Annotated in this window: 13 protein-coding genes; 2 read left to right on the top strand and 11 right to left on the bottom strand. The window is 73.9% G+C overall.

The window, feature by feature from the left end; translation table 11 throughout:
- Nucleotides 1-282 precede the first annotated feature (282 nt).
- From LJ221_RS13540 to LJ221_RS13500, 9 genes are all read right to left on the bottom strand, one after another.
- On the bottom strand, nucleotides 283-1,431 hold the full coding sequence (locus LJ221_RS13540; protein WP_241716721.1) for a pseudouridine synthase: 1,149 nt from the start codon (nucleotides 1,429-1,431) through the stop codon (nucleotides 283-285).
- A gap of 22 nt (nucleotides 1,432-1,453) precedes the next feature.
- Complete coding sequence (scpB, locus tag LJ221_RS13535) at nucleotides 1,454-2,143, bottom strand: SMC-Scp complex subunit ScpB (protein WP_241716719.1); 690 nt, start codon at nucleotides 2,141-2,143, stop codon at nucleotides 1,454-1,456.
- Complete coding sequence (locus tag LJ221_RS13530; protein ID WP_241716716.1) at nucleotides 2,140-3,210, bottom strand: ScpA family protein; 1,071 nt, start codon at nucleotides 3,208-3,210, stop codon at nucleotides 2,140-2,142. The genes scpB and LJ221_RS13530 overlap by 4 nt, the downstream gene beginning before the upstream one ends.
- A gap of 26 nt (nucleotides 3,211-3,236) precedes the next feature.
- On the bottom strand, nucleotides 3,237-3,866 hold the full coding sequence (locus LJ221_RS13525) for a hypothetical protein (RefSeq protein ID WP_241716715.1): 630 nt from the start codon (nucleotides 3,864-3,866) through the stop codon (nucleotides 3,237-3,239).
- Nucleotides 3,863-5,002: a ParA family protein gene (locus LJ221_RS13520; protein WP_241716713.1), complete on the bottom strand. Its 1,140-nt coding sequence runs from the start codon at nucleotides 5,000-5,002 to the stop codon at nucleotides 3,863-3,865. Before LJ221_RS13520 ends, LJ221_RS13525 begins: the two co-directional genes overlap by 4 nt.
- Before the next feature lie 478 nt (nucleotides 5,003-5,480).
- Nucleotides 5,481-6,596, bottom strand: coding sequence for an alanine dehydrogenase (gene ald, locus LJ221_RS13515; protein ID WP_241716725.1), 1,116 nt, complete (start codon nucleotides 6,594-6,596; stop codon nucleotides 5,481-5,483).
- A gap of 182 nt (nucleotides 6,597-6,778) precedes the next feature.
- Nucleotides 6,779-8,920, bottom strand: a complete 2,142-nt coding sequence (locus tag LJ221_RS13510) for an NB-ARC domain-containing protein (RefSeq protein ID WP_241716711.1) — start codon at nucleotides 8,918-8,920, stop codon at nucleotides 6,779-6,781.
- Between the two features lie 161 nt (nucleotides 8,921-9,081).
- Nucleotides 9,082-9,726: an NUDIX hydrolase gene (locus tag LJ221_RS13505; protein WP_241716709.1), complete on the bottom strand. Its 645-nt coding sequence runs from the start codon at nucleotides 9,724-9,726 to the stop codon at nucleotides 9,082-9,084.
- A 3-nt stretch (nucleotides 9,727-9,729) separates the two neighbouring features.
- Complete coding sequence (locus LJ221_RS13500) at nucleotides 9,730-11,430, bottom strand: CTP synthase (RefSeq protein ID WP_241716706.1); 1,701 nt, start codon at nucleotides 11,428-11,430, stop codon at nucleotides 9,730-9,732.
- Nucleotides 11,431-11,854: 424 nt separating this feature from the next.
- Here LJ221_RS13500 and LJ221_RS13495 point away from each other — a divergent pair, with 424 nt between their 5' ends.
- Nucleotides 11,855-13,666, top strand: coding sequence for a glycoside hydrolase family 15 protein (locus tag LJ221_RS13495; RefSeq protein WP_241716704.1), 1,812 nt, complete (start codon nucleotides 11,855-11,857; stop codon nucleotides 13,664-13,666).
- Between the two features lie 152 nt (nucleotides 13,667-13,818).
- On the top strand, nucleotides 13,819-14,853 hold the full coding sequence (locus LJ221_RS13490; protein ID WP_241716702.1) for a LacI family DNA-binding transcriptional regulator: 1,035 nt from the start codon (nucleotides 13,819-13,821) through the stop codon (nucleotides 14,851-14,853).
- Between the two features lie 29 nt (nucleotides 14,854-14,882).
- On the opposite strand, the gene LJ221_RS13485 is transcribed toward LJ221_RS13490, so the two are convergent.
- Nucleotides 14,883-16,025, bottom strand: a complete 1,143-nt coding sequence (locus LJ221_RS13485) for a glycosyltransferase family 4 protein (RefSeq protein WP_241716700.1) — start codon at nucleotides 16,023-16,025, stop codon at nucleotides 14,883-14,885.
- Nucleotides 16,026-16,252: 227 nt separating this feature from the next.
- Nucleotides 16,253-18,004, bottom strand: coding sequence for a DNA repair protein RecN (gene recN, locus LJ221_RS13480; protein WP_241716698.1), 1,752 nt, complete (start codon nucleotides 18,002-18,004; stop codon nucleotides 16,253-16,255).
- Nucleotides 18,005-18,086 lie beyond the last annotated feature (82 nt).

Here is an 18,086-nt window from a genome sequence, read left to right as displayed (position 1 = left end):
GGCCACCGGCGCGCGGCGCTCCGGAGGTCCGGCGGGCGGTAGCGGGACCCGCCCGTCCACGCACCCGGCCCCGTGCCCGGCCTCGTCCCGGTCCAACCGCACGGCGCCCCGCGCCGCTCGTACCGTCACCTGCTCGCTCCCCTGCGTCCTCGGCCGTACCGCTGTCCCGGCCAGCGTAGAGGCGCCGCCCCGGCCCCCGCGTCCGCCGCCCGCCCTGCGAGACGGCCGCGTGCCACAATCGCGGCCAGGGCCGGCGGGCGGGACCCGGGCGGGCCGGCGGGCCTAGAGGTCGACCTCCCGCATCAGCATGCCGACCTCCGTGTTGGTCAGCCGGCGCAGCCAGCCGGACTTCTGGTCGCCCAGCGCGATGGGGCCGAAGCGGGTGCGCACCAGCTTGTCGACGGGGAAGCCGACCTCGGCGAGCATGCGGCGGACGATGTGCTTGCGGCCCTCGTGGAGGGTGACCTCGACGAGGTAGTTCTTGCCCGTGTTCTCCACGACCTTGAAGTGGTCGGCGCGGGCGTAGCCGTCCTCCAGCTTGACGCCGTCCTTGAGCCGCTTGCCCAGGTCGCGTGGGATGGGCCCCTGGATCGCGGCGAGGTAGGTCTTCGCCACGCCGTAGCGGGGGTGGGTGAGGCGGTGGGCCAGCTCGCCGTGATTGGTGAGCAGGATCAGGCCCTCGGTCTCGGTGTCGAGACGGCCGACGTGGAACAGCCGGGTCTCGCGGTTGGTGACGTAGTCGCCCAGACACTGGCGGCCTTCGGGGTCCTCCATGGAGGAGACGACGCCGGCGGGCTTGTTGAGCGCGAAGAACAGGTAGGACTGCGTGGCGATCGTCAGGCCGTCGACCTTGATCTCGTCCTTCTCCGGGTCCACCCGCAGTCCCTGCTCGACCACGATCTCGCCGTTGACCTCGACCCGGCGCCGGTCGATCAGCTCCTCGCAGGCCCGGCGCGAGCCCATGCCGGCGCGGGCCAGGACCTTCTGCAGCCTCTCGCCCTCCGTCTCGCCGAAGGTCTTGGGGAGCTTCAGCGCCGGCTTGGCGTGCCGAGCGCGGTTGCGCTCCTCGATCCGGGCATCGTACTCGCGGGGGCGCGCCGGGACCGAGTGCCCGCGGGCACCGCCCTTGCCGCCCTGCCTGGAGCCGGCCTTGGGGCCCTTGGGGCTCTTGGGGCCTCCCGTCCCGGCCTCCGCTCTCGGTCCGCCCCGGGAGGCGCCTCCGGGCCCCTGCCCCTGCCTGCCCTCCTGGCCCTTGGTCCCGCCGGGCTTGCCCGGTCCGCCCGGCCGGCCCGGCTTGCCGGCCGTGCCGCCGGAGCCGGCGTCGTAACGGCGCTCCTCCGGGCGGGGGCGGCCCGCACGCTTCTGCCTGTCGTCGCGGCTGTTGCCCGCGCCCCGGTGGTTCCGGTTGCTGTTCCTGCCGCTGCTTCGCATCAAGGTTTCCGTCTAACTGTCTCTAAGTCTGGGAATCGCCGCTGTCGTCCACGTCGAACGACGGCACGCCCTCCTGGCTCTCGGCCTCGACCGCGTCCGCCTCGGGAAGGAAGGGCGCCAGTTCCGGAAGCTCGTCCAGACCGCGCAGGCCCATCCGCTCCAGGAAGTAGTTCGTCGTCCTGTACAGGATCGCACCTGTTTCGGGTTCGGTGCCCGCCTCCTCTGTCAGCCCGCGCTGCAGGAGGGTGCGCATGACCCCGTCGCAGTTCACGCCGCGCACGGCCGAGACGCGTGAACGGCTGACCGGCTGACGGTACGCGACCACGGCCAGGGTCTCCAGTGCGGCCTGGGTCAGCCGGGCCTGCCGGCCGTCCAGGACGAAGCCCTCGACAGCGTCGGCGTACTCGGGGCGGGTGTAGTACCGCCAGCCTCCGGCGACCAGACGCAGGTCGAAGCCACGGCCCTGCCGGGTGTACTCGTCGGACAGCTCTCGCAGCGCCACGGCGATCGCGCGGCGGGGGCGCTGGAGCACCTTGGCCAGGTGCTCCTCGGTGGCCGGTTCGTCGACGACCATCAGCACCGCCTCCAGGGCGGGTTTGAGGTCCAGCCCGGCGACGGCGGAGGCGCCGGCCGGCGGCCGGGGCCTCCCGTCCGCTCCCGCGCCCGTTTCGGTTCCGGCCGTGCCGGGGTCCGCGTCCGTTTCCGCGCTCATCCGAGACCGTCGTCCTTCCCTTCGCCGCCTGTGCCCCCGCCCGCGCCGTCCTTGGCGTCGAATTCGTCGGTGACCAGCGGCCGCGCTCCCTCCCCGCCGCTCCAGCGTACGGTGAGACCGCCGAGGGCCTCCTCCTGCTCGAGGACGACCGCGCGCTCACGGTAGAGCTCCAGCAGTGCGAGGAAGCGGGCGACGACGGTGAGGGTGTCGGCCGCGTCCTCGGTGAGTTCCGCGAAGCTCGCCTCCCCCAGCTCCCGCAACCTGGTCACCAGGATCTCCGCCTGCCCGCGCACGCTGACCAGCGGGGCGTGGATGTGGTCGACGTAGACCTGCGGTTCGGGCCTGGGCCGCATCGCCTTGACCGCGAGCCGGGCGAAGCCCTCGGGGCCGATGCCGATGATCACCTCGGGCAGCAGCTCGGCGTGGTGCGGCTCCAGTCCCACCGTACGGGGGTGGCGGCGCGCCTCGGCGGCCAGGCGGCCGTCGAAGATCCCGGCGACCTGCTTGTAGGCGCGGTACTGCAGCAGCCGGGCGAAGAGCAGGTCACGCGCCTCCAGCAGAGCGAGGTCGGCCTCGTCCTCGACCTCGGCGGCGGGCAGCAGCCGCGCGGCCTTCAGGTCGAGCAGGGTGGCGGCGACGACCAGGAACTCGGTGGTCTGGTCGAGGTCCCAGTCGGGGCCCATGGCGCGGATGTGCGCCATGAACTCGTCGGTGACCTTCGACAGGGCGACCTCGGTGACGTCCAGCTTGTGCCGGGAGATGAGCTGGAGGAGGAGGTCGAAAGGGCCCTCGAAGTTGTCCAGGATCACCTTGAAGCGGCCGTCGCGGGGCCCGGCGTCCCCGTCCGCGCCTTTCTCCCGGCCTCCGGGCTCTCCGCCGTCCCCGGGCGGCAGGCCCTTCCCGGACGGCGGCTGCCGTGCCCGTTCCGGCTCGGGCCCGCCGTGCACCGGAGCCGGTTCACGTACGGGCCGGGGGCCGGATACATGCTCGGGCGGCGGACCGGGCCCCCGGCCCAGCGGGCGGCGGGAGCGCCGGGAGGTCGGCGCGGGGTCGTCGGCGGTCGGCATCGCGGGGCAGGCTACCGCCCCGCGTATCAGCGGCCGCGCAGGCGGCGCACCAGGATGCTCGCGTCGCCGCGTGCCTCCAGGTCCGCGAGGACCACGGCGACCGCCTCGCGGACGATCCGGCCGCGGTCCACGGCCAGGCCGTGCTCGCCGCGGAGCACCAGCCGGGCGTGTTCGAGGTCCATCAGCTCCTCGGCGGAGACATAGACCGTGATCTTCTCGTCGTGGCGCTCGCGCCCGCTGGGGCGCCGGGCCGCGGGTCTGCCGCGCCGGGGCGCCGCCGCGCCCACGGCCGTACGGCCCCTGCCCTGGCCCCGAGCCGCACCCGCGGCGGGCTGGGCCGGAGGCTGGCCCGCGCTCCGGCGGGCCTCCTCCGTGTCGCGGCCACCGCGCCCGGTGTTCTGGCCGGGTACCGGGGTCTGCCGGGGCTCGCGGCCACCGGCCTCGGAGGCCGCGGTGGTGCCCGCCGGCCGCTGCGGGCCGTCGCCGTCGCCCGGAGGAGCGGGCCCCTGCTCGGCCGCGGTCCCCTGCTTACCCGCCGGGGCCGGCAGCCGGGAGGAGGCGGAGGCTTCGCCTCCGGTGTGCTGCTGGGGGGTCGACGGCTGGACCGGGGACCCCCCGGTGGAGCGGAACAGTTCGTCGGCTGCCGGGAGACTCACTCGGCGTGGCACCGGGCGAGCACCTCCCTGGCGAGCTGGCGGTAGGCGGCGGCGCCGACGGAGTTGGAGGCGTAGGTGGTGATCGGCTCGCCGGCGACCGTGGTCTCCGGGAAACGGACCGTGCGCCCGATGACGGTGTGGTACACGTTGTCGTCGAACGCCTCGACCACGCGCGCGAGCACCTCCCTGCTGTGCACGGTGCGCGAGTCGTACATCGTCGCCAGGATGCCGTCGAGTTCCAGTTCCGGGTTGAGCCGCTCCTGGACCTTCTCGATCGTCTCGGTCAGCAGCGCCACCCCGCGCAGCGCGAAGAACTCGCACTCCAGCGGCACGATCACCTTGTGCGCGGCGGTCAGCGCGTTGACGGTGAGCAGACCGAGGGACGGCTGGCAGTCGATGACGATGAAGTCGTAGTCGGGCAGCAGCGGCGTCAGGGCGCGCTGGAGCGTCGACTCACGGGCGACCTCGCTGACGAGCTGCACCTCGGCCGCGGACAGGTCGATGTTGCTGGGCAGCAGGTCCATGCCGGCCACGGCCGTCTTCAGCAGCACCTCGTCCGCCGACATGCCCCGCTCCATGAGCAGGTTGTAGACGGTCAGGTCCAGCTCCATCGGGTTGACGCCAAGGCCGACGGAGAGGGCGCCCTGGGGGTCGAAGTCCACCAGCAGCACCCGGCGGCCGTACTCGGCCAGTGCGGCGCCCAGGTTGATGGTCGAGGTGGTCTTGCCCACCCCGCCCTTCTGGTTGCACATCGCGATGATCTTCGCCGGTCCGTGCTCGGCGACCGGGCCGGGGATCGGGAAGTACGGCAGCGGCCGGCCCGTCGGTCCGACGCGCTCACGGCGCTGGCGGGCGGCGTCGGGCGCGAGGGTGGCCGCGTACTCGGGGTCGGGTTCGTACTCCGCGTCGGGGTCGTAGAAGTGCCCTTCGGGGAGTTCCTCGTGATGGGGGTCCACGCGGTCGGCCGGCAGGCCGGTCTCGCCTCCCCTGCGGTCGGCGGCCATGGCGTTCGCTCGGTGGCCGTCCATGCTCTGATTGGCTGTCATGCTCGCCTGGTTCTGGTGGGCTGCGAAAGTCTGGACAGCGACGGAGCCGACGGCTTTGAGTCCGGAGGGGGCTTCGCCCCGCGAAGGCATTCCCGGTCGATCACCCGGGGGAGTAAATGTCGACTCATTCACAAGTCGTCCTACCTCCTTGGTGACCAGGAAACTTCTAGACAGGTCAGCGTGGCACCATGCCGATGCCTGGCGACTCTATGGCGTGTCGGCCGTCCGCAGCAACACAATCCGCCCCGGACGGCCGGATGTGTCGGCAACCATGTACCCGTCTGTCAAGGGCGTAACAGCCATGCGGACGAGGTCTTCCGGGGGTCCGAAAGGAGCGAAACACAACGATCGCGACGAGTTGACGCCGCGTCGGCCCCGACTCCCTCGCGGACAGGCGAAACCGCCGGCCGGAACCCGGAGGACCCGGGTCCCGGCCGGCGGAAGGACGATGGCGGTGTTGACGGGTGACGTTGACGCACACGGTTGACCGCCACCGTTACTTCGTATGACGACTTGTCTACTCTGTCGCGGCCCGGCACCCCGACGGCCCGGCGACCGAACGCCGCCGTCAGCCGAGCAGCGCGGCCGGCTCGCGCACCGGCAGCCCGTGCGCCTCGGCGACCGGGCCGTAGGTCACCTCGCCGTCGTGGACGTTGAGGCCCCTGGCGAGCGCGGAGTCGCGGCGCAGGGCGTCGCGCCAGCCGCAGTTGGCCAGTTCGACGATGTACGGCAGCGTGGCGTTGGTCAGCGCGTACGTCGAGGTGCTCGGCACCGCGCCGGGCATGTTGGCGACGCAGTAGAAGACCGAGTCGTGGACGGTGAAGGTCGGCTCCGCGTGGGTGGTGGGGCGCGAGTCCTCGAAGCAGCCACCCTGGTCGATCGCGATGTCGACGAGGACGCTGCCCGGCTTCATCCGCGACACCAGTTCGTTGGTGACCAGTTTCGGCGCCTTGGCGCCCGGGATCAGTACGGCGCCGACGACCAGGTCGGCGTCGAGGACGGCCTTCTCCAGCTCATACGCGTTGGAGGTGATCGTCCGCACCCGGGTGCCGAAGGTCCGGTCGGCCTCGCGCAGCTTGCGCACGTCCTTGTCGAGCAGGGTGACGTGGAAGCCCATGCCGACGGCGATCTGGGTGGCGTTCCAGCCCGAGACGCCGCCGCCTATGACCACGGCCCGGCTCGGCGCGACGCCCGGCACGCCGCCGGGCAGCACCCCGCGGCCGCCGGCCGAGCGCATCAGGTGGTACGCGCCCACCTGCGGGGCGATCCGGCCCGCGACCTCCGACATCGGCGCCAGCAGGGGCAGCGCGCGGTCGGCGGTCTCCACCGTCTCGTAGGCGATGGCGGTGGTGCCCGAGCGCAGCAGCGCGTCGGTGCACTCACCGGAGGCGGCCAGGTGGAGGTAGGTGAACAGGGTCTGGTCCTTGCGCAGCCGGTGGTACTCCTCGGCGACCGGCTCCTTGACCTTCAGCAGCAGTTCGGCGGTGGCCCATACCTCGTCGGCGCCGTCCAGGATGACGGCGCCGGCCTCGGCGTACTCCCGGTCGGGGATGGAGGAGCCCTCACCGGCGCTCCGCTCCACGTGGACCCGGTGCCCGTTGCGTACGAGCTCGTGCACACCGGCCGGGGTGATGGCCACGCGGAACTCGTTGTTCTTGACTTCGCGGGGGATGCCGACCTTCACGTCGATCACGGTCCTTGTCTCATGGGGGTGTCATGGTTGCGGAATGGACCGGGGCCCACCCCACCGCACCGGTACATGGGGTAAATGTCGGATGCGGTCGAGTGGCCGCAGCTCGGCCAGTTTAATGAAGGATTTCCCTCTGTCCAGCCTTGCAAAGGGTCAATATTTGCAAGGATCGCTGCCTATTTCGCAGGCCAACTGCCGTTCTCGGCAGTGTGCGGGGCTCCTCCCAGGATCCACCGCGCCGCCGCGGGGCGCGAACGGGCGCCGTCCGCCCCGCCCGCGTCCCCGCCCGTCGCCCCGTCCTCGCGCGCCGCTCCCGGGCGCCGCCACCGCAGCGCCCGGCGGCGGGTGCGCCGCGCTTCCTCGGTACGGCCCGCGTACTCCTGGATCCCGGCCACCTCTTCCAGCGCCCGCGCGTACGCCTCCCCGTCCCGCAGCCGCCGGCAGGCCGCGGCGCAGGCCCGCCAGGCGCGCAGGGCCTCCTCCCAGCGTCCCTCGCGCAGACACGCAGCCCCGATCAGCCCGTGCAGCCGGGCCTCGTCGGCCGGCACGCCACGGGTCTGGCACAGCGCCAGCGCACGGCCGTACCAGTCGCCGGCGCGCCGGTCGTCGCCCAGGTGCGCGTAGGTGTCGCCCAGACACTCCATCGCCCGCGCGGCCGCCGCCGCGCTCCGGTCGCCGCCGCCCCCGCCGTCGGCCCGGGCGGCCTCCAGCGCGGCGCGGTAGCGCGCCAGCGCCCGGTGAGGACGGCCGGCGTGGGCGTCGAGGTCGCCGAGGTCGAGCAGGATCGCGGCGCGCTCGCCGTGCAGCCCGCGCCGCTCGGTGACGGGCAGCAGCAGTTCGTGGAGCCGGTACAGCTCGGGGGCGGCCGCCTCGGGCCCCAGGTGCGCGGTCAGCGCACCTGCGAGGCCGGCCGCCAGCCGCCGGGCCAGGGTGTCCAGCTCCCCGTCCGCCACGGCGGTGCGGGCCGCGGAGAGCAGGCCCGGCAGCCGGGGACCGAGCCAGGAGGCAGCGGCGGCGCGGCCCTCGAAGCGCAGGGCCCGGGGCAGCTCGGCCGCCACGCGGCGGGCCGGCGAACCGGGCGGCTCGGCCGCGGCCCGGCAGGACCGCAACAGCCGCGCCGACCGCTCCAGCACCCGGGCCCGGGCCAGTCTCGCGTCCTCCGGGCGCTCCCGCTCCTCCAGTACGGCGGTGAGCACGGGGGCCAGGCAGCCCGGGACGGCGTACAGCCCCGGGGTGGCGGTGGCGCGCAGCAGGCCGAGCCCGGTGAAGGCCTTCAGCGTGGCCGCCGCCTCGTCCGTCCGGCATCCGGCGAGGGCGGCGGCGGTGTGGGCGTCGGCGAGTCCGGCCGGGGCGAGCGCCAGCAGACGCAGAAAGCGCGCGGCGGAAGGCGGCAGCGAGCCGTGGACCAGGTGAAAGGCGCGTACCAGTGGACGGGCGGCCGGCGCGGGGCGGGCACGGGGGCCGGGCACGGCGGCTCGCCCGGGGCCGGGGAGGACACCGGGGAGGCTGCCGGAGTGACCGCCCGGCACGTGTCCCGACGCGTCCTCGGGAGCGTGCGCGTCGTCCGCCGCACCGCCGGGGAGATCGTCGGGAAGGGCGCCGAACCTCCGGGCCGCCTCGGCGACGGACGCCGTGGGGTGGGCCGCCAGCCAGCCGCCGATCAGGACGAGCGCCGCGGGACGCCCGCCGCACGCCTCGGCCAGGGCCTCCGCCGCGCGCGGGTCGACGGTGACACGGGGCGCGTCTCCGGCCCGCTGCTCCAGCAGGGCGACGGCCGCCGCCGTGCCGAGCCCCTCCAGCGTGCGGGGACGCACATCCGGAATACCGGTCAGCGGCCCGCGGGAGACGGCCAGCACCAGGCAGTCCCGGCCGTCGGGCAGCAGGCCGTGCAGCTGTTCGGGGGCGGCCACGTCGTCCAGGAGGAGCAGGGCACGGCGGTCGGCCAGAGCGGCGCGCAGCGCCTCGGCCAGCTCCGCGTCCCCCGCCCCGGCGGGAGGCACGGCCACGGGCCCGCCGGCCGCGCCTCCCGCCGCGGCGAGTGCGCGCAGCAGGTCGCGGGCGGTGCGTTCGGTGGGGACAGGAGTGCCGTCCGGGTCGCTGAGCCGGGCGCGCAGGATCCCGTCGGGGTAGTCGGCGGCCACCCGCCGCGCGAACCCCTCCACCAGCGCGGTGCGGCCCGAGCCGGGCCGGCCCACCACGAGCAGGACCCGGCGGCGTGAGGAGGGGGCGCCGGGCCCGGCGTGTCCGGCGTCCGCGCGCAGCAGGTCCAGTTCGCGCCGCCGTCCGAGGAGACCTCCCGTGGCCCCGTCTTCACTCACGACCCCGCTCGCGGCTCCGTCCACGGATCCGGCGGACGGGGCCGGTCCGCCGGGGTGCAGCGCCTGATCCGTCACGGCTGGAAGAGTAGTTCACCACGGACGGTCCGCACCGGCACCGGCACCGGGCGTGCGTTCACGGTCCGGCCGTCACGGCCGGCTGCTCACGCCTGGAACGGTCTCGCGGGCCAGGGCGCCTCGGCCGGGCGCAGGACGTCCAGGCCGCCCTCGGTCCGTGCGGCGGTCAGCGCCAGGACACCGATCGCCAGGCAGTTGTTGTGCAGCTCCCCCGCCAGTACGCCGCGAACCAGCCGTGCCAGGGGCACGCGGGCCACCTCCATGTCGGCCTCCTCGTCGCTGACCTCGAAACGCTCGCCCTCGGCGTCGGACAGACCGCGGGCCAGGAAGACGCGCACCGCCTCGTCGCTGCCGCCGGGCGAGGTGTAGATGTCGGTCAGCACCCGCCAGTCCCCGGCCTCGACGTGCGCCTCCTCGTACAGCTCGCGCCGGGCGGCGCTCAGCGGGTTCTCGCCGGGAACGTCGAGCAGGCCGGCGGGAATCTCCCACAGCTTGTGCCGCACCGGGTGCCGGTACTGGCTGATCACCAGCACCCGGTCCTGCTCGTCGAGGGCGAGGACGGCCACCGAGCCGGGGTGGACCTGGTAGTCGCGGGCGGCGACGGAGCCGTCCGGCATCACCACGCGGTCGGTGCGCACACTGGTCTTGGCGCCTTCGAACGGCGTCTCGGAGGCGGTGACCCGCCACTGCCGCGGGACATCCCGCAGGGCCCCTGCGTCCTTCTCCGCCACGGCTCAGGCCCCCTCGACCGGCGCGGCGGATGCCGTCCGGGAAGCGGCGCCGGAGCCCTGCTGCCGCTTCACGGCGGCACCGACCAGGCCCGCGAAGAGCGGGTGCGGGCGGGTGGGCCGGGAACGCAGCTCGGGGTGGGCCTGGGTGGCGACCAGATAGGGGTGGGTCTCGCGCGGGTACTCCACGTACTCCACCAGCTTGTTGTCCGGGGAGGTACCGGAGAACACCAGGCCGGTCTTCTCCAGCTCGGCCCGGTAGGCGTTGTTGACCTCGTAGCGGTGGCGGTGGCGCTCCTCGACGTACGGCTCGCCGCCGTAGACCTCGCGCACGATCGAGCCTTCGGCGAGCTTGGCCGGGTACATCCCCAGCCGCATGGTGCCGCCCATGTCGCCCTCGCCGGCGACGATGTCGAGCTGCTCCTCCATGGTGGAGACCACCGGGTGGGGCGCTGCCTGGTCGAACTCGGTGGAGTTGGCGCCCTCGATGCCGGCCAGGTTGCGGGCGGCCTCGACGACGATGCACTGCAGGCCCAGGCACAGGCCCAGCAGCGGGATGCCGTTCTCACGGGCGTAGGTGATCGCGGCCACCTTGCCCTCCACTCCGCGCTCGCCGAAGCCGCCGGGGACGCAGATCGCGTCCACGTCGCCGAGCTGTTTCCTCGCCCCGCCGGGTACGCGGCAGTCGTCGGAGGTGACCCACTTGATCTTCACACGGGCGTTGTTGGCGAAGCCGCCGGCACGCAGCGCCTCAGTGACCGACAGATAGGCGTCGGGCAGGTCGATGTACTTGCCGACCAGCGCGACGGTCACCTCGTGGTCGGGCTGGTGGACGCGGCGCAGCAGGTCGTCCCACTGGGTCCAGTCCACGTCGCGGAAGGGCAGACCCATCCGACGCACCACGTAGGCGTCCAGGCCCTCGGTGTGCAGCACCTTGGGGATGTCGTAGATGGAGGGGGCGTCCTTGCAGGCCACCACCGCCTCCTCGTCCACGTCGCACATCAGCGAGATCTTGCGCTTGATGGAGACGGGCACGTCGCGGTCGGCGCGCAGCACGATGGCGTCGGGCTGGATGCCGATGTTGCGCAGGGCGGCGACGGAGTGCTGGGTGGGCTTGGTCTTCAGCTCGCCGGAGGGCCCGATGTAGGGCAGCAGCGAGATGTGGACGACGAAGACGTTGTCCCGGCCGACCTCGTGCCGCACCTGGCGCACGGCCTCCAGGAACGGCAGGGACTCGATGTCGCCGACGGTGCCGCCGACCTCGGTGATCACCACGTCCACGTCGTCGGTGGCCATCCGGCGGATGCGGTGCTTGATCTCGTTGGTGATGTGCGGGATCACCTGCACGGTGTCGCCCAGGTACTCGCCGCGCCGCTCCTTGGCGATGACCGTGGAGTAGACCTGGCCGGTGGTGACGTTGGCGGAGCCATCGAGGTCGACGTCGAGGAACCGCTCGTAGTGGCCGATGTCCAGGTCGGTCTCGGCGCCGTCGTTGGTGACGAACACCTCCCCGTGCTGGAAGGGGTTCATCGTGCCCGGGTCGACGTTGAGGTAGGGGTCGAGCTTCTGCATGGTGACCCGCAGCCCTCGCGCCTTGAGCAGAGCGCCCAGGCTGGAGGCGGTCAGACCCTTGCCGAGCGAGGAGGCGACACCCCCGGTGACGAAGAGGTGCTTGGTCGTCATGGATGTCGAGGATCGAGTCGGCATGGCCAAGAGGGGGCTCCCGTGGTCGCGAGGTGACGTGCGCTGCGGCGCCCCGGCCGGACCGGCTCGGCCGGTGGGGGTGCCGTCGCTGCGGTTCGGGGGTCGTTGTGCCCTCCGCTCCACGGGCTACCAGGGTATCAGCGGCGCGTCCGGGCCGCCGAGGAGCGGCCCGCCACCGCCCGCACCGTGGCACAGTTACCGGGACGGCCGCCCGCGCTGCCGCGGCGGCGATCGTCGCCGCGGCCGTCCACCGAGGTTGTCAATCACCGAATTGTTGTCACCCGGGAGGCTCCTTCACCCCTAAGGTGACCTCGGCGCGGAACATCCACCCGCGTCGTATCCTGCTCAGACTGTCCGCGCGGGCCCTCCCGTGCGGCAGGACGGAAAACCGCACGTCCCACGGGGCGTAGCCACTGTTCGACTGGAGATGCTCGTGGCCGGGCGCATCGAGGATTACGCACTCATCGGGGACATGCAGACCGCCGCCCTGGTATGCCGGGACGGTTCGGTGGACTGGCTGTGTCTGCCCCGGTTCGACTCGCACGCCGTCTTCGCCGGGCTGCTGGGCACCGAGGAGCACGGCTTCTGGCGCCTGGGCCCCGCGTACCCCGCCGGCCAGGAGCCGCCGGCGGCCAGCCGCCGCCGCTACCGGGGCGACTCCCTGATCCTGGAGTCCGAGTGGGACACCCCGCGCGGGACGGTGCGGGTGATCGACTTCATGCCGCCGCGCGAGCACCACGCGCCGCAGCTCATCCGCATCGTGGAGGGCGTCAGCGGCCGCGTGCCGATGCGTTCGGCGCTGCGGATGCGGTTCTCCTACGGCTGGGTGGTGCCGTGGGTGCACAAGGTGGACGGCCGCACCGTCGCCGTCGCCGGTCCCGACTCCGTGTGGGTGGACTCCGAGGCCGACACCTACGGCAAGGACCTGACCACCTACGCCGACTTCACCGTCGCGCCGGGCGACCGGGTGGCGATGACCATCAGCTGGCAGCCCTCGCACAAGGAGCCCCCGGCGCCGGCGGAGCCGGAGACGTCCCTGACCGCCACCGAGGACTTCTGGCGCGACTGGGTGCGCCAGTGCACCTACCACGGCCCGTACCGGGAGGCGGTGGTCCGCTCCCTGATCACGCTCAAGGCGCTCACCTACGCCCCGACCGGCGGCATCGTCGCGGCCCCCACCACCTCGCTGCCCGAACACATCGGCGGCATGCGCAACTGGGACTACCGCTTCACCTGGCTGCGCGACGCGGCGATCACGCTGTCGTCGCTGCTGCGCACCGGCTACCGCAGCGAGGCGCTGGCCTGGCGCGAGTGGCTGCTGCGCGCGGTGGCCGGCGACCCGGAGAACCTGCAGATCATGTACGGCATCGCCGGCGAGCGGGAGCTGGGCGAGACGGAGCTGTCCTGGCTGCCCGGCTACGAGAACTCCCAGCCGGTGAGGGTCGGCAACGGCGCCGCCTCCCAGCTCCAGCTCGATGTCTACGGCGAGGTCATCGAGGCCCTGCACCTGGCGCACATGACCGGCCTGGCGCGCAACGACTACGCCAGCCTCCTGCAGATCAAGCTGATCGGCTATCTGGAGGACCACTGGACGGAGCCGGACGAGGGGATATGGGAGGTGCGCGGCCCGCGCCGCCACTTCGTGCACTCCAAGGTCATGGCCTGGACGGCGGTGGACCGCACCATCCGCCTGATCGAGTCCGGCGAGGCGGACGGCCCGCTGGAGCGGTGGCGCGCGCTGCGCGAGGCGATACACCGCGACGTCTGCGAGAAGGGCTATGACCCCGAGCGCAACACCTTCACCCAGTCCTACGGGTCGAAGGAGCTGGACGCCTCCCTGCTGCTGATCCCGCAGGTCGGTTTCCTGCCCCCGGACGACAAGCGGGTCATCGGCACCATCGAGGCCATCCAGCGCGAGCTGTCCACACCGGACGGCTTCGTGCTGCGCTACCCGACCTCGGGCGAGGACGCGGGCCTGGACGGGCTGGAGGGCGACGAGGGCGCGTTCCTGGCCTGTTCCTTCTGGCTGGCCGACGACCTGGCGATGATCGGCCGGGTGGAGGAGGCGCGCAGGCTCTTCGAGAAGCTGCTCTCGCTCCGCAACGACCTGGGGCTGCTCGCGGAGGAGTGGGACTCCCGGCTGGGTCGCCAGGTGGGCAACTTCCCGCAGGCGTTCAGCCACGTCCCTCTGATCGACACCGCTCTGCGGCTGACGGCCTCGGGCGCCTACGGCGGCTGACGGCCCACCCGTGCGGCCTTGTCCGGCGGCGCCGTGCCACGGTGCTGTACAACGTACGGCGGGGTTGTGAAAGCGCTCTCACCCGCAGAGTGGGACAACCGCCCGCGTCCGGCGGCAGCGCCGGGGTTCCGGAGAGAAGGAGTTGTTCGCCCGTGCACGGTCCCAGACCCACCCTCGAAGCGGTCGCCGCCCATGCCGGGGTCTCCCGTGCCACCGTGTCGCGTGTGGTCAACGGGGGCGCCGGTGTCCGCAAGCCCCTGCGTGACCGGGTCCAGGCGTCCGTGGCCGAGCTGGGCTACGTGCCCAACAGTGCGGCACGCAGTCTGGTCACCCGTCGTACCGGAGCCGTCGCCGTGGTGATCGCCGAGCCGGAGACCCGCGTGTTCTCCGACCCCTTCTTCGCCCAGCAGCTGCGCGGCATCAGCCGCGAGCTGGCGGCGTGCGACACACAGCTGCTGCTCATGCTGCTGGAGGGCCGTACGGACTACGACCGCATCGGCCGCTATCTGGCGGGCGGGCACGTGGACGGCGCGCTGATGTTCTCGCTGCACCGCGACGACCCACTGCCGTCCATGGCGAGCGCCTCCGGCCTGCCCACCGTCTTCGGCGGCCGGCCGGGCTGGCCCGGCGCCGAGGACGACCCCGAGCTGCTGTACGTGGACACCGACAACCGGGGCGGCGCCCGGCAGGCGGTGGAGCACCTGTGCCGGCGGGGGCGGCGGCGGATCGCGGTGATCACCGGTCCGCTGGACCAGACCTCCGCCCTGGACAGGTTCGACGGCTATCTCGACGCCCTGGGCGTGGCCGAGCCCGACCCCGCCCTGGTCGCCCACGGCGACTTCACGGCCGAGGGCGGCGAGCGGGCCATGGCCGAGCTGCTGGACCGCTCGCCCGGCCCGGACGCGGTGTTCGCGGGCAACGACCTGACGGCCACGGGCGCGCTGCGGACGCTGCGTGCCCGCGGGCTGCGGGTGCCGCAGGACGTGGCGGTGGTCGGCTACGACGACCTGGAGCAGGCCGCCTGGGCCGAGCCCGCGCTGACCACCGTGCGCCAGGACATCCAGGGAATGGGCCGGATGATGGCGGAGCTGCTGCTGCGGCGGCTCGGACTGGGCGACACCCCCGGTGACGGCCGGCCGGCCCCGGTCGTCACTCCCGCCCGGCTGGTCGTTCGCGACTCCGGCTGAGCCGGCCCGGCACGGCGGGGTCCGGGCGGTCAGCCTCCCTGCGGCGCCAGCTCGTCGTACACACTCAGCACCTGGGCCACCGTGTCGTCCTCGCTCGGCCAGGTGGCGGCCTGGGCACGCCCGGCCGCGGCCAGGCCACTGCGCCGGGCGGGATCCCCGAGCAGCCCGCCCACCGCCTCCGCCAGCGCGTCCGCGTCGCCGTAGGGCACCAGCAGCGCGGCGTCGCCGACCAGTTCCGGCAGACCGCCCACCGCGCTCGCCACCAGCGGCACCCCGGCCCGCAGCGCCTCCTGCGCCACCACCGCCCGGCCCTCCCAGCGCGCGGGCAGCACGGCGACATCGGCGGCGGCGAGCAGGTCCAGGGCGTCCGTGCGCCGCCCCAGCAACCGTACCGGCAGCTTCTCGGCGTCGATGCGGCGCTGAAGCGCGGGGCGCGTCGGTCCCTCTCCCGCGATGGCCAGCAGCGGCTGCGGGTCCAGCCGGCGCCAGGCGCGGGAGGCGGTCAGCAAGGTGGTGTGGCCCTGGCGGGGGACGAGCCGGCCGACGGCGAGGACCAGAGGGCGACCGGTGACTCCGAGTTCGGCCCGGGTCTTCTCCCGCGCCATGCCGTCCGGACCGCCCGGCCACCCCCCGCGGTACGTCCCGCCTGTCACGGACACGGTCACCGGAGCCAGCCGGGCGTCGCGGGCGCCGTGGCGGCGGGCCCGGTCCACCAGGTCCGAGGTGGTGCCGAACACCACCCGCGCGGCCCGCACCACCCGCCGCTCCAGCAGCATCATCAGCCAGGCCCGCACCCCCGCGGACCGGGCCCGGGCGTGCCAGGTGACCACCAGCGGTGTCCGGCGCCGCCCGCACAGCGCCAGGGCGGACGGCACACCGGCGCGCAGTCCGTGGGCGTGCACCACACCGGCGTCCGCGCACACCGCGCGCAGCACCGCGGCCGCCTCGGGGCCGGTGCCGCGGGGCAGGGGGACGAAGCGGGCGCCGAGGCCGGTGAAGCCGTAGTCCGGCTCGGTGCCCGGCGGCGCGCACACCGTCACCCGCACCCCCCGCGCCACCAGTCCGGCGGTCAGTGAGCGCACATGCGTGCAGACGCGGGCGCTGCCGCCGCCGATCACCTGCACGACGTGCAGCGGCGGTCTGCCACGCGGTGGAACCGGAGTGGTCTTCACAAGGGGCCGGGACTCCTGGTGTGAGGGCTCGGGGCCTGGGGGATCGGAGGGCTGCTCGGAATCACGGGTCCGCCGCCCGCCCGGGGCGCGAACCACGCTCGGCAGCGTACGGTGTACGGACGGTGCGACGCCTCCAGGATGCCATCGCGGCCCCTCGGGGACGCCACGCCGTACGGGTGAAACGCGAGCGGCCGAGGGAGGCGCCGGGGGGTGCCCGAGGATCTTCCTCAGATCCCGGAGCGGGCCGCCTCCAGCAGTTCCTCGGCGTGGGCGCGGGCGAGTTGCGAGTTCTCCTGCCCGGCCAGCATCCGCGACAGCTCGCGTACCCGGTCCTCGCCCCGGAGGGTCTTCACACCACTGCGCGTCACCGAGCCGTCGGAGGTCTTCTCCACCGCCAGGTGCCGGTCGGCGAACGCCGCGACCTGCGGAAGATGGGTGACGACCACGACCTGCGCCGACTTCGCCAGCCGCGCCAGCCGCCGTCCGACCTCCACGGCCGCCCTGCCCCCCACGCCGGCGTCCACCTCGTCGAAGAGATAGGTCGGCACCGGGGCGGTGCCCGCGAAGACGACCTCGACCGCGAGCATCACCCGCGACAGCTCACCGCCCGAGGCTCCCTTGGCGATGGCGCGGGGCGGAGCGCCGGGGTGCGGGGCGAGCAGCAGTTCCACCTCGTCCACGCCATGGGGGCCGAAGGCGACCAGCCGCCCGTCCACCTCTATCCCCGAGTCCTCGTCCGCCGTCCGGTGCTGCCGCAGTTCCACGGTGACGCGGGCGTGCGGCATGGCGAGCTCGGCGAGCTCCGCGGTGACCGCGTCGGCGAACCGCTTGGCGGCCTCCGCTCTGGCGTCCGTCAACCGCTGCGCGAGAGAGGCCAGTTCGGCGCGGAGCGCATCACGTTCGGCGGTCAGTTCACCGATCCGGTCGTCGTCGCCCTCGAGCTCGGCGAGCCGGGCGGTGCTCTCCTCGGCCCAGGCCAGGACGGCGGCGGTGTCCTCCCCGTACTTGCGGGTCAGGTGGGACAGGGCGGCCCGGCGCTCCTCGACCGCGGCCAGCCGCGCCGGGTCGGCGTCCAGGTCGTCGGCGTACCCGGCCAGTTCCCCGGCGACGTCCGCCAGCAGGATGCCCACCTCGCCCAGCCGGTCGGCCAGCGCCGCCAGTGCCGGGTCGTGCGACCGCACGGCCTCCAGCGCGCGCTGGGCGCCCGCGACCAGTCCGCCCGCGTCCACCGACTCCGGGTCGGCCGGATCGCCGGCCAGCGCGTCGTGGGCGGTGGCCGCGGCCGACGCCAGGGACTCGGCGTGGCCGAGCCGCTCGGCCTCGGCCGCCAGCTCGGCGTCCTCGCCCGCCCGGGGCTCCGCCGCCGCGATCTCCTCCAGGCCGAAGCGCAGCAGATCGGCCTCCTGGGCACGCTCGCGGGCGCGCGTGGTCAGCTCGGCCAGCTCGGCGGAGACGGCGCGCAGCCGCCGGTAGGCCTCGCCGTACTCGGCCAGGGGGGCAGAGACCGCCTCGCCCGCGTACCGGTCCAGTGCCTCGCGCTGCCGGGCGGGCCGCAGCAGGCCCTGCTGGTCCGTCTGGCCGTGCACCGCGACCAGGTCCTCGCCCAGCTCCGACAACAGCCCGACGGGCGCCGAGCGCCCGCCGACGTGGGCGCGCGAGCGTCCCTCGGCCGAGATCGTCCGGCTGACCAGCAGTACGCCCTCGTCCAGTTCCGCGCCCGCCTCCTCGGCCCGCCGCGTCGCGGGCGCGCCGGGCGGCAGCACGATCCGGCCCTCCACCACGGCGGCCCTGGCCCCCACCCGCACCAGGGCGGCGTCCGCCCGTCCGCCGAGCAGCAGTCCCAGACTGGTGACGACCATGGTCTTGCCCGCGCCGGTCTCGCCGGTCACCGCGGTGAAGCCGGGGGACAGCTCGACGACGGCGTCGTCGATCACACCCAGGGCCCGAATCCGCATCTCCTCCAACACGGATACGACCATACGAGGTTCCACGCCAGGATCCCCACTCACGGTCGGCACCACATGTTCCGCGCGCCCCTTCCTCCCCGCCGTGCGCGCACGG

This window comes from Streptomyces sp. CNQ085, from assembly GCF_022614595.1.
Classification (GTDB): Bacteria; Actinomycetota; Actinomycetes; order Streptomycetales; family Streptomycetaceae; genus Streptomyces.
The sequence above is the reverse complement of the archived record's forward strand: the minus strand, read 5'-3'. Positions and strand labels throughout refer to the sequence as shown.